The 12971-nt window shown below is 70.3% G+C and carries 7 protein-coding genes; 4 read left to right on the top strand and 3 right to left on the bottom strand.

Annotated features, from left to right (window positions below; translation table 11 throughout):
* Window positions 1-82 precede the first annotated feature (82 nt).
* A complete protein-coding gene (locus LXN57_RS25835; protein WP_251800799.1) occupies window positions 83-2164 on the top strand; it encodes an MMPL family transporter in 2082 nt (693 codons plus the stop codon).
* 142 nt (window positions 2165-2306) lie between these two features.
* Here LXN57_RS25835 and cspE read toward each other — a convergent pair whose 3' ends face one another.
* Both cspE and LXN57_RS25825 read right to left on the bottom strand, forming a co-directional pair.
* Complete coding sequence (gene cspE, locus LXN57_RS25830) at window positions 2307-2510, bottom strand: transcription antiterminator/RNA stability regulator CspE (RefSeq protein WP_184995226.1); 204 nt, start codon at window positions 2508-2510, stop codon at window positions 2307-2309.
* A gap of 199 nt (window positions 2511-2709) precedes the next feature.
* A complete protein-coding gene (locus LXN57_RS25825; RefSeq protein ID WP_251800798.1) occupies window positions 2710-4299 on the bottom strand; it encodes a peptide chain release factor 3 in 1590 nt (529 codons plus the stop codon).
* A 158-nt stretch (window positions 4300-4457) separates the two neighbouring features.
* Between LXN57_RS25825 and LXN57_RS25820 the strand changes: the two genes are divergently transcribed.
* Both LXN57_RS25820 and pdxY read left to right on the top strand, forming a co-directional pair.
* Complete coding sequence (locus tag LXN57_RS25820) at window positions 4458-5081, top strand: phosphate signaling complex PhoU family protein (RefSeq protein WP_251800797.1); 624 nt, start codon at window positions 4458-4460, stop codon at window positions 5079-5081.
* Window positions 5082-5090: 9 nt separating this feature from the next.
* On the top strand, window positions 5091-5942 hold the full coding sequence (pdxY, locus tag LXN57_RS25815) for a pyridoxal kinase PdxY (protein WP_251800796.1): 852 nt from the start codon (window positions 5091-5093) through the stop codon (window positions 5940-5942).
* Window positions 5943-6124: 182 nt separating this feature from the next.
* Here the strand turns inward: pdxY and LXN57_RS25810 are convergent, their stop codons facing one another.
* Window positions 6125-6901 (bottom strand): NPP1 family protein, encoded by a 777-nt coding sequence (locus LXN57_RS25810; RefSeq protein WP_251800795.1) that lies wholly within the window; start codon window positions 6899-6901, stop codon window positions 6125-6127.
* A gap of 332 nt (window positions 6902-7233) precedes the next feature.
* On the opposite strand from LXN57_RS25810, the gene LXN57_RS25805 reads away from it, so the two are divergent.
* Window positions 7234-12942 carry a ThuA domain-containing protein gene (locus LXN57_RS25805; RefSeq protein ID WP_251800877.1) on the top strand — a complete coding sequence of 1903 codons (5709 nt, stop codon included), beginning with the start codon at window positions 7234-7236 and terminating at the stop codon, window positions 12940-12942.
* The last annotated feature ends 29 nt before the right edge of the window (window positions 12943-12971 follow it).

Raw genomic sequence — 12971 nt, 5'->3', positions numbered from 1 at the left:
CGGCTCGTGGTGATTGCATAGCCGCGGCTGCCCCTCCGGCGCCTGTCAGGAGGGCGTCATGCTGGCTGGGCTAGGTCGTGCGATGTATGTGCGGCGCCTCGCTGTCATCGCCGTGTGGCTGGCCATCGCGGTAGCCGGCGCGGTGTTCGGTGGCTCTGTCTACGATCGCACGCAGTCTGTCGAAACTCTGCCCGCCGGCGCCCCGGCCGCCGTCGCGCAGGACCGTCTCGATGCGGTGGCGCCCGAGGGCGAGCGGGTCGTCGCGGTGATCTCCGGGCGCGACGTCGGCGCCATCGGCCTGATCGACAGCGTCACCCGGACCGCGTTCGAGATCCGGGCCATCCCCGGGGTGGCCGAGGTCGAGGATTCGTACACCACCGGTACGCGGAAGATCTCCACCGACAACCGCAGCTCCCTGGTCTCGGTGGAGTTGAAACCGGGCCTGAGCGACGACGAGGCGTTGCGGGTGGCCGACCAGGTGAGCGCCGCCCTGCGCCGCATCGACGCGTCCGAGATTCTCGTCGGCGGCGAGTTGCTGGCCGAGCGGGAGTTCGGCGACCAGGCCGTCCGGGACGCCGCCGTCGGTGAATCCGTGGCTCTGGTCTGCGTGGCGCTTCTGCTGATCGTGCTGCTGGGTGGTCTGGGGGCCGGCCTGCTGCCATTGGCGGCTGCCCTGGGCGCGGTCGCCGCCACGCTGCTGACGCTGACCGGGCTGGCCCGCCTGCTGCCGGTCAGCGAGTACGCGGTCAACGTGGTCACCCTGCTCGGCATCGGGCTGGCGGTCGACTACAGCCTGCTGATGATCGCCCGGTTCCAGCAGGAGCGGTCCGCCGATCCCGGCGCGTCGCCGGCCGATCTCATCGAACGTACGGTGGCCACCGCCGGCCGGGCCGTGCTGGTTTCCGGCGCGGCGGTCGCCGCCGCGCTGGTGGGGTTGTTCGCCTTCGGTGATCCGTTGCTGTCCGCGATGGCCATGGGCGGAGCACTGGTCGTCGTCCTGGCCACGGCGGCCGGGCTGACACTGGTGCCGGCGTTGATCGCCACCGCCCACCGGCGCATCCCCGCGCGCAGCCGATGGCGCCGGCGGGGCCCCGGCCTGCTGGCCCGACTGGCCGGGTTCGCTCAACGCCGGCCGCGTGCGGTGGCGCTGACGACGGCGGCCGGCCTGCTGGCGCTGAGCGCTCCGCTGTTCTTCGTGGAGTTCGCCAACTCCGACGTCCGCGTGCTGCCGAGAAGCAGCGAGGCACGCCAGGCGTACGAGGCGACGCAGCAGAAGTTCGCCGACCCGCCGAAGCAGCCGCTGACCGTCGTCGTCGAGGCGGGGCCGGAGCAGCCCGGCATCCCCGAGCTGTTCGCCGCCATGGAGGGGCTGCCGGGCGTATCCGACGTGTACGTGCGGTCGGAGCTGCCACCCGGGGTGAGCGTGGCCGACGTGGTGCCGAGCGGGGCCGCCGACAGCCGGGAGGCTCAGCAGCTGGTGACCGCCCTGCGGGCCCTCGACGCGCCCGCTCCCGTGCTGGTGGCCGGGCCCGCGGCGGAGCTGACCGACGCCAGACGATCGGTGGCCGAGCGCCTGCCCGTCGCCCTGACGATCATCGTCCTGGCCACCGGTGCGCTGCTGTTCGCCCTCACCCGCTCGGTGGTCGTGCCGGTCAAAGCCATCGCGATGAACCTGCTGACCCTGCTGGCGACCATGGGGGTGCTGGTCGCGGTCTTCCAGTGGGGCTGGGGCGCGAGCGTGCTGAACTTCGAACCGTGGGGTGCGCTCGACCTGACGACTCCGCTGCTGCTGTTCGTGTTCGCCTTCGGGCTGTCCATGGACTACGAGGTGTTCCTGCTGGCTCGCATCAAGGAGGAATGGGACCGCCGGACGGCCACCGACGCCGCGGCCAACGACCGCGCCGTCCTGGCCGGGATCACCGCCGCCGGTCCGGTCGTCACCACGGCCGCCCTGGCGATCGGGATCGTCTTCCTCGGCTTCGTCCTCGGCGGCCTGGTCGCGGTGAAGGAGATCGGCGTCGGCATGGCCGTGGCGGTCCTGCTGGACGTCACCGTCGTACGCGGCCTGCTCCTCCCGGCGACGATGTCGCTGCTGGGCCGGTGGAACTGGTGGCGGCCGGGCCTGACCACCCCGGCGCCGGCCCCGCGGATCCCCGTCGGCTGACCGTGAGGTCCTGGTCCGGGACTCGTTCGGCGGGCGCGTTCGGTCACCTGGGGCGATCTCGCGCAGAATCAGTTCGTGGTCGAGCGGTGACGCGAAACGGCGGCCCGCTGTGAAGCGGACCGCCGTTCGTGGAGCGCGTAAATCAGAGCGGGCGGATGTTCTCCGCCTGCGGGCCCTTCTGGCCCTGAGTGATGTCGAACTCGACCTTCTGGTTCTCGTCGAGGCTGCGGTAGCCACTCGTCGCGATCGCAGAGAAGTGGGCGAAGACGTCAGCGCCACCGTCGTCGGGGGTGATGAAGCCGAAGCCCTTGTCGGCGTTGAACCACTTCACGGTACCAGTCGTCATGTCTGCTCCCTTGCAGGCTGTTCGAGGCCGCACTGTGCGGACCCGTACGCGCCGCCGCGTTGATCACCCGCGCCGAACCGACACGACAAACGAAAGGCGCCGAGCGGGTTTGGACAACCCATTCAGGCGCCAGAAACGTCATGGAAATCAAAACTGCAACGGGAAAGACACTAGCATGACCGCTGTCACTCGTCGAGTGTCACTCGTCGAGTCGCAGATCGGGGTGTCGTCCGGCGACCGTGCGCAGGCGCCAGCGGTGGGGGAACAGAGCGAGCAGGGCGTCATCGCGTACGCGGGTCATGACCTCGACGTTCGACTCGGTGCGCAGGATCTCGCGGCCGGCCGCGTCGGTGCGGGCCGCCACCTCGTACGGCAGGTGGTCGAGCTTGACCTGGACGCCGAACTCGGCCTCGAGACGGTAGGTGGCCACCTCGAACTGCATCGGTCCCACGGCAGCCAGCACCGGGGCCTGGTCGCCCCGCTGCTCGGACCGCAGCACCTGGACCACGCCCTCGCCGTCGAGTTGCTCGATGCCGCGCCGGAACCGCTTGAAGGCCGAGGTGTCCGAGGTGCGCACGACGGCGAAGTGCTCCGGCGGGAACGACGGGAGCGGCGGGTACTGCACCGGGGTCTCGGTGTAGAGGGTGTCGCCGATGCCCAGCGCGGTCGCGTTGACCAGGCCGACCACGTCGCCCGGGAAGGCTTCGTCGATCGTGTCGCGGCCCTGCCCGAAGATCTGCTGGGCGTACTTGGTGGTGAAGGGGCGGCCGGTGACGCCGTGCTTGACGATCATGCCGCGCTCGAAACGGCCGGAACAGATCCGCATGAACGCCACCTGGTCGCGGTGGGCCCGGTTCATGTTCGCCTGGATCTTGAAGACGAACCCGGAGAACGGGCCGTCGACCGGCTGGTCCGTGCCGGCGACCGTGGGGCGGGCCGCGGCCGGCGGCGGCGCCAGCTCGACCAGCAAATTCAGCAGCTGCCGGACGCCGAGGTTGGCCACCGCCGCGCCGAAGAGCACCGGCGTGCTGGTCGCGGCCAGGAAGGTCTTCTGGTCGTGGTCGGCGCCGGTCATGGCCAGCAGGTCGAGCTCCTCGGCGGCGGTGTCCCAGTCCGCGCCGTAGCGCCGCGCCGCCTCGTCCGCGTCCATCTCTTCCTCGATGGCCAGGTCGGAGCCGCCGGGGGAGCGTTCCATGCGGATGAACCGGCCGGTGCGGCGGTCGACCACGCCGCGGAAGTGCCCGGCGACACCCACCGGCCACGTCAACGGGGTCGGTCGCAGCCCGATCCGCTGTTCGATCTCGTCGAGCAGCGCGAGGGCGTCGTGGCCGGGCCTGTCCCACTTGTTGATGAAGGTCATCACCGGGATCTGCCGCTGGCGGCAGACCTCGAACAGCTTGAGCGTCTGCGGTTCCAGCCCCTTGGCCGCGTCCAGCAGCATGACCGCGCTGTCGACCGCAGTCAGCACCCGGTAGGTGTCCTCGGAGAAGTCGGCGTGCCCGGGCGTGTCCAGCAGGTTGATCACGGTGTCGCGGTAGGAGAACTGCAACGCGGCCGAGGTGACCGAGATGCCACGCTGCTGCTCCATCGCCATCCAGTCGGACACCACGCCCTTGCGGTCGCCCTTGCCGTGCACCGCGCCGGCCTGCCCGATCACGCGCGCGTGCAGGGCGAGCGCCTCGGTCATGGTCGACTTGCCGGCGTCGGGATGGGAGATCACCGCGAACGTACGCCTCCGGCCCGCCTGAGCGGCCACACCCGCCGCCGACGCCAGCACGTTCTGACTCACGTTGCGCTCCCCATCCTTGACTCTGCCCAGGCCTCCATCGTGCCTCCGGTGGACGGCCTTCAGCACGGTATCTCCTCGACCCCGGCCCACGTTCGGTGACGTCGGCGACACAACGTAGCGGTACGCTCGCGTCTTTCCGCGTTCGGACAGGAGCGAGCATGCGCGACGCGTTCGGCGGCACGCTGGTCACCATGGCCATGGCCGCGCGGGAGGCGATGCGGCAGGCCAGCGCGGCCCTGCTCACCTCCGACAGCACGCTGGCCCAGCAGGTGACCGTCCGCGACGCCGAGATCGACGTGCTCTCCCGCGTCCTCGAGGACAGGATCTTCGACCTGGTCGTCCGTGAGCAACCGGACAGCGAGGACACGCGGGCCCTCCTGAGCGCGATGCAGGTGGCCGCTCACCTCGAGCGGATGGGTGACCTGGCCGTGCATGTCGCCCGGGCGACCTTGCGGCGGCACCCGGTGCCCGCGGCGGCGCCCGAGCTGGCCGAGATCCTGGGTCTGATGGGCGGCGTGGCCGACGGCCTGGCCGGGACGGTCGTGTCCGCCCTGGCCGACGGCGACGTGGTGCTGGCCGGCCGCCTCGACCGCGACGACGACGTGATGGACGAGCTGCACCGCCGGCTGTTCACCGTCATGCTCAGCAGCGACTGGCCGCTGGGCGTCGAGGCGGCCATCGACGGCGCCCTGCTGGGCCGGTTCTACGAGCGCTACGCCGACAACGCCGTCGACGTCGGGCGTCACATGGTCCGGCTGCTGGGCGACCCCCGGGGTCTCTAGGCTGGGGGGATGAAGGTTCTGTCCATCCAGTCGGCGGTCGCCTACGGCCATGTCGGCAACTCCGCGGCCGTGTTCCCGCTGCAACGCCTCGGCGTCGAGGTCGTCCCGGTTCCCACGGTGAACTTCTCGAACCACACCGGCTACGGCGCGTGGCGGGGGCCCCTCATCCCACCGCCGGATGTCGCCGAGATCCTGCTCGGGGTCGAGGAGCGGGGCGTGTTCCCGCGGATCGACGCCGTCCTGTCCGGATACCAGGGCTCGGTGGGCATCGGGGACGTCATCGTCGACGCGGTGCGCCGGGTGAAGGCGGCCAACCCGTCGGCGGTCTACGCGTGCGACCCGGTCATGGGCAACGCCAAGTCGGGGTGCTTCGTCGCGCCCGAGATCCCCGAGCTGCTGCGCGACAGGGTGGTGCCGGTGGCCGACATCATCACCCCCAACCAGTTCGAGCTGGGCTTCCTGACCGGCACCGAGCCCGCGAGCATCGAGTCGACGCTGGCCTCGGCCGACCTCGCCCGGGCCCTGGGCCCCTCGACCGTGCTGGTCACCAGCGTGGAGCGGCCCGACCGCCAGGAAGGCACGATCGAGATGCTCGCCGTCGACGACGCCGGCGCCTGGCTCGTGACCACCCCGCACCTGCCGTTCAAGGCCAACGGCTCCGGCGACGTGACGGCGGCCCTGTTCACCGCCCACTACGTCGCCGCCAAGGACGCGGTGGTGGCGCTGGAACGCACGGCCTCGAGCGTCTTCGACCTGATCGAGACCACCTACCGCTCCGGCGAGCGTGAGCTCCAGCTGATCGAGGCTCAGGAGTTCTACGCCACCCCGCGCATGCAGTTCAGCGCACGGCAGGTGCGCTGAACCGCAGCGGGTCCGGTTTAGGGTCTGTTTCGTAGTTGAGGCGGGGCTGCGGCGAGGCCCAGATCCCGCCTGGCGGCGTCCCGCGAAAACCCGGTTCCAACACCGGGAGCCGGGCTTCCACGGGCCACCACCAGACGAAATCTGGACCGCGCCTCGCTCCCACCCCAACTACGAAACAGACCCTAGGCGTACGGAGTGAAAGGGATGCCGGCCGGTTTGGCCGCGTTCAGCAGGTACTCGAACGAGCCGTCCTTGATCTTGATCGAGGCCGAGCCGAAGTCGGCCGTCATCAGCTGGCCGCGCAGCTCGAGGCTGGGCCAGCCGTTCCAGTCGACCAGGGGCGGGTAGCGCCAGTTGTGGTAGTGGTTCTCGGGCGGCTCGTCGTTGCTGTTGGCGAGCCGGAAGAAGTGGGTCGACGCGCCGTCCTTGTGGTAGACGGCCTTCGGGTGGCTGCCCTCGAAGCGCACCTGTGACCGGGGATAGGTCACCTGCGAGCCGTGCTGGGTGGTGCTGACGTACTCGACCTGGTTGGTGGCCTGGCTCACCCACGAGACGACGTGTTCCCAGTCGTGCCGGTGACCGCCGAGGCCGCTGCCGGCGACGGCCTGGTCCTTCTCGAAATAGCTGGCGTAGACGATCGCGCACCAGCCGTTGTTGCACTTGGACCGGGCGTAGGTCTGGGCGCTGTCGAGATCCCACTGGTCGCGGCAGCTGCCGTTGACCGCGCCGGTGGTCTTGAGCCCGGTGGCGATCGTGCCGTCGGGCCCGATGGCGGCCGTGGCGTAGCAGCCGTCGGTGTCGTAGTCGTAGGCGGGGGAGAACGTCTGCTCGTAGCCGCCCGCGTTCTGCGGGAGGTTGGGTGGGGGGTCGGCGTAGGCAGGGGCGGCCCACACCGCAACGAGGAGCGTGGTGAGGACGGAGGCGGCCCCGATCCGGGCCAGGGGACGGTTACGACGCATGAGTCGTCGCCCTTCGTTTCGGCCTGCCATGGGGCTGGCGGGTCGTAACGATCATCAGCGGCCGGATAGAGATCGGTCAATAGGCCCGCATTGTCCGGGCGAGATGCGCATCGGCACGGTCAGTTATCAAACTGTTACACGCCGATCTCTTGCTTGAAACGAAGCGCAGGGCCGAAGTTTGTACAACTGATAAACAAATTTCGATGCGTGTGCGCTACGGGGAGGCCATCGGCGGGCCGGCCCGGCTATCAACTGTCTACAAAGGACAAGGAGCACCCGTGCCCCGTCGACGTTCCCGCCACCCTGGGCGGAATCTACTGACCGCTGCCCTGATGTCGTGTGCCCTGCTGGCCGGCAGCCTGATCGGTCCGCCGGCCGCGCTCGCCGCGCCGGCTCCGGCGGCCGCCGCCGAAGAGCCCTACTCCGTCCTCGTCTTCTCCAAGACCGCCGGGTTCCGGCACGACGCGATCCCGGCCGGGATCGCCGCCATCCGGCAACTGGGCGCCGACAACGGGTTCAGCGTCGACGCCACCGAGGACGGGGCGGCCTTCACCGACGACAACCTCGCCAAGTATCGGGCGGTCATCTGGCTGTCCACGACCGGTGACGTGCTCGACCCGGGGCAGCAGAGCGCCTTCGAGCGTTACATCAAGGCCGGTGGCGGATACGTGGGCGTCCACGCCGCCTCCGACACGGAGTACAGCTGGCCCTGGTACGGCGAGCTGGTGGGCGCGTACTTCTCCGCCCACCCGGCCAACCAGCAGGCCACCGTCAAGGTCGAGGACCCCGCCCACCCGTCCACGGACGGGCTGCCGGAACGCTGGTCGCGCTTCGACGAGTGGTACAACTTCCGGTCCAACCCGCGCGGCGACGTCCACGTGCTCGCCAGCCTCGACGAGACCAGCTACACCCCGGGCGCCGGGGCGATGGGCTCCGACCACCCGACCGCCTGGTGCCAGGACTACGACGGCGGGCGGGCCTGGTACACCGGTGGCGGGCACACCCAGGAGTCGTACGCCGATCCGCAGTTCCTCGCCCACCTGCTGGGCGGCATCCGGAGCGCGGCCGGGGCGGTGGACGCCGACTGCGGCGCCTCGCTGACCGAGAGCTTCGAGAAGGTCACCCTGGACGCCAACACCAGCAACCCGATGGAGCTGGACATCGCCGACGACGGCCGGGTGTTCTATGTGGAGCGTGACGGCCGCGTCCAGATCGTCAAGCCGGACACCGGTCGTACGGTGACCGCCGTGGACCTCGACGTCTTCACCGGCAACGAGGACGGGCTGATCGGGATCCGGCTCGACCCGGACTTCGACGAGAACGGCTGGGTCTACCTCTACTACGCCCGCAACGACGGGGTCGCGCGCAACCTGTTGTCGCGTTTCACCGTGGCCGGCGACAGCATCGACCCGGCTACCGAGAAGGTCGTGCTGCAGGTCGACACGCAGCGCAACACCTGCTGCCACGCCGGCGGCAGCATGACCTTCGACGGCAACGGCAACCTCTACCTGGCCACGGGCGACAACACGAACCCGTTCGAGTCGGACGCGTTCACGCCGATCGACGAGCGGCCGGGGCGGCAGGACTACGACGCCCAGCGGACCGCGGGCAACACCAACGACCTGCGCGGCAAGGTGCTGCGGATCCACCCCGAGGACGACGGGACGTACACCGTTCCGGCCGGCAACCTCTTCGCGCCGGGCACCGCGCAGACGCGGCCCGAGATCTACGCGATGGGCCTGCGCAACCCGTTCCGGATCGGCACCGACCCGGCCACCAACACCCTGTACGTCGCTGACTACGGGCCGGACGCCAGTGCGGCCAACCCGAACCGCGGGCCCGAGGGCACGGTGGAGTGGAACATCGTCGGCGCCGCGGGCAACTTCGGCTGGCCGTACTGCGCCGGTGCGAACTACGCGTACAACGACTACCAGTTCCCGTCCGGGCCGAGCGGGGCCAAGTTCGACTGTGCGGCGCCGGTCAACAACTCGCCCAACAACACCGGTCTGACCACCCTGCCGCCGGTCGTCAGCGCGACGGTCGACTACGACTACAGCGGCAACCCGCGCTTCCCCGAGATCGGCGGGGGCGGCGCCCCGATGGGCGGGCCCGTCTACCGGTTCGACGCCGGGGTGCAGTCCGAGCGCCAGTGGCCGGCCTACTACGACGGCAAGGCCATGTTCGGCGAGTGGAACCAGTCGAAGATGTACACGATGCAGGTGACCGCCGACGGCAAGTCCCTGGTCGACATCAACCAGTTGCTGACCGGCATGACCTTCGTACGCCCGATGGACTTCGAGTTCGGCCCGGACGGCGCGCTGTACCTGATCGAGTGGGGCAGCGGCTTCGGCGGGAACAACGACAACTCCGGGATCTACCGGATCGACTACATCGCCGGTGAGCGCGCGCCGATCGCGGCCGCCAGCGCCACCCCGACATCGGGGCCGGTGCCGCTGACCGCCAAGTTCTCGAGCGCGGGCTCCCGCGACCCCGACGGCGGCACGCTGACCTACGCCTGGACCTTCGGCGACGGCGGAACCTCGACCGAGGCCAACCCCACGCACACCTACACCGAGGCCGGCGACTACACCGCGCAGCTCACCGTCACCAACCCCAAGGGGCGTACGGCGGTGGCCAACGTGCCGGTGACCGTCGGCAACACCATGCCGGCCGTGTCCATCGAGTTCCCGCCCGACGGCGGCTTCTTCGAGTGGGGCGACCAGGTGAAGTACACGATCAAGGTGACCGACCCCGAGGACGGCACGATCGACTGCGACCGCGTACGCCTGCAGGTGCTGCTCGGCCACGACGAGCACGCCCACCCGCTGGAGCAGCACACCGGCTGCACCGGCACCGTGCAGACCGCCCTGGCCGCCGGGCACGGCGCCGAGGCCAACGTCTTCGCCGTGTTCGAGGCGACCTACACCGACGACGGCGGCAGTGGCGGGGCCGGTCCGCTCACCGGCCGCGCGATCGAGCAGTTGCAGCCCAAGCGCAAGCAGGCCGAGTACTTCACCGCCACGGGCCGCGTGCCCGGCGGTGTCGGCGGCGGCGACGCGGGTGTGCAGAAAGAGACCACCAACGACCCGGCCGGCGGCGGCCAGAACATCGGCTTCGTCGAGGACGGCGACTGGTGGTCGATCGACCCGGCCAGCCTGACCGGCGTCGACTCCATCCGCTTCCGGGTCTCGTCGGGCACGGCCGGCGGACGGCTCGAGGTCCGCTCCGGCGCGCCCGACGGCCCGCTGGTCGCCACGGCCGACGTGGCGGGCACCGGCGGGTGGGGGAACTGGGCCGACGTCACGGCTCCGGTCACCGCCACCGACACCGAGTCGCTGTTCTTCGTCGCCCGCGACCCGGCCGGCGGGACGGGCTTCCTGTTCAACGTGAACTGGATGGACTTCCTGGGCCGGGGCGTCACCGAGAACGCGCCGCCCACGGTGAGCGCGGTCGCGACACCGGCCGCCGGCACCGCTCCGGTCACCGTCGCGTTCGACGGCACGGCCACCGACGAGGAAGGCGACACCCCGCTGACGTACGCCTGGGATTTCGGCGACGGGGGCACGGCCGACACTCTGGACGCCAGTCACACGTACCGGACGCCCGGGAATTTCACCGCCACGCTGACGGTGACCGACAAGCGGGGCGCCAAGGCCTACACCAACGTGCCCGTAAAGGTGGAGGCGCCGAACACCGACTGTCTCGGGGCGCGCTCGGACGACTTCACCGGTGATTCGCTGGCCCGCGACCGCTGGACGGTGGTCCGCGAGAACCAGACCTTCTCGGTCTCGGGCGGATCGCTGCGCCTGCCGACCGGCGTGGGTGACCTCTACGGCACCCGCAACGACGCCACCAACCTGGTGGTGCAACCGGCGCCCGCCGGCGCCTGGCAGGCCACCACGAAGATCACGCTGCCGGTCACCGCCAATTACCAGCAGGCCGGCCTGATCGTCTACGGCGACGACGACAACTACGCCAAGCTCGACCTCATCTACAACGGCGCCCGTACGGTGGAATTCATCCGCGAGACCGCCGGGACCCCACGGAACGAGAACGGTGACAGCACCGCGGCGCCCGCCGGTGAGGTCGTCTATCTGCGAATCAGCAGCGACGGGACGAACCTGACCGCGGAGGCCTCGGCCGACGGCCAGTCGTTCACCCCGGCCGGCCGCCCGGCTGCCCTGGCCGGCATCGTCAACCCGCGCGTCGGGGTCTTCGCCCTCAACGGCGGCACCACGGCGCCGGTGGTGGACGCGGCCTTCGACTGGTTCCGGCTCACGCCCGACGAGCCGGCCGGACCGGTCGATCCGTCGGACGAGTTCACCGCGGCCACGCTGGACAAGTGCCGGTGGGACGCGATCGTCCGCGAGGACGCGGCGGCCTACCGGGTCACCGACGGGTCGCTGCGGATCGACGTGTCCAACGGTGACATCTACACCGCGAGCAACACCGGGCCGACGAACTTCATGCTGCAGAACGCGCCGACGGGCGACTGGACCGTGCAGACGAAGGTCGACGGCAGCCTGCTCGACGAGCAGTACCAGCAGGCCGGTCTCATCGTGTACGGCGACGACGACAACTACATCAAGTTCGACTACGTCCTCGACAACACGGCCGGGCAACCGCTCAGCCGCAGGCTCGAGTTCCGCAGCGAGATCGGTGCGGCCGTGCAGGATCCGCAGCCACAGCTCGGCAGCCTGACCTCGGCCGTGTGGCACCTGCGGCTGGCCAAGGCGGGCACCACCTACACCGCGTCCTACTCGGCCGACGGCACCGACTGGACCACGTTCCCGGCGCTGACCAACGCGGCTGTCGGGGCCACGCCCAAGATGGGTCTCTTCACCCTCGGGGCGAACCAGACCGCCTCGAAGACCGCGGCGTTCGACTACTTCCGGGTCAGCACCGCGGCGAGCGACACCGAGGCGCCGGTCACCACGGCTGAGGTCTCCGGGACGCCGGTCGACGGGTGGCACACCGCGGCGGCCACGGTCACTCTGACCGCGGCCGACGAGGGCGGCGTGGCCGGCACCGAGTATCAGCTCGACGGCGCCACAGCCTGGACCGCCTACACCGCTCCGGTGTTGGTCAGCGGCGACGGCGCCCACGAGGTGCGTTTCCGGTCGACCGACGAGGCCGGCAACGTGGAGACGGCCAAGTCGGTCGCTGTCAAGATCGACAGCACGGCCCCGCTCACCACGGCGCAGTTCGCTCCGGCCAACGACAACGGCTGGCACGCGGGGGTCATCCCGGTCACGCTGACCGCGGCCGACGCCGGATCGGGAGTCGGCCGGCTGGAGTGGTCGCTCGACGGCGGCGCCTGGACGCCGTACACCGCACCGATCGACGTGACCGGGGACGGGCAGCACGAGCTGCTCTACCGGGCCACCGACAAGGCCGGCAACGCGGAGACGCTGAAGTCGGCGGTCCTCCGCATCGACGGCAGCAAGCCGACCCTGCTCGTCGCGGGGCTGGCCCACGGTCAGCTCTACGGCGACAGCCAGGACGTCCGGGTCTCCTGGCAGGCGGTCGACCCGAGCTCCGGAATCCAGAGCACCGCGGCCACCCTGGACGGGCAGGCGTACACCAACGGCGCCCTGCTGGCCCTGTACGAGCTGCCGCTCGGCCTGCACGACCTGACCGCGACCGCGATCGACAAGGCCGGCAACCGCACGACGACCACGGTGCAATTCTTCGTGGCCACCTCGTTCCGGGACATGCAGAACCTGCTGGACCGATTCAAGGCGACCAGCCGGCTCTCCAGCAAGGGGCACAAGGATCTGTCGAAGAAGCTTGACGCGGTACGCAAGGCGGAGGCGGGCGGCAAGGACGACAAGGCGATCAAGGAGCTGAAAGCCTTCAAGAAGCTTGCCGCCGACACCAAGCTGGTCACCGACACCGACGTCCGCGACACCCTGCTCCGCGACGCCGACGCGATGATCGTGCGGCTCGGCGGCACAGCCGGGTCGTTCGCCGGGAAGGCCGGCAACGGCTGGCTCAAGGGCGACCCGACCCGGAAGCCTCCGTCGAACCGTTCACGCTGACGCACCAGGGGGTCCGTCCCGCTCCGGGG

This window comes from Paractinoplanes hotanensis, from assembly GCF_023717965.1.
In the GTDB taxonomy this organism is placed as follows: Bacteria; Actinomycetota; Actinomycetes; order Mycobacteriales; family Micromonosporaceae; genus Actinoplanes; species Actinoplanes polyasparticus.
The sequence above is the reverse complement of the archived record's forward strand: the minus strand, read 5'-3'. Positions and strand labels throughout refer to the sequence as shown.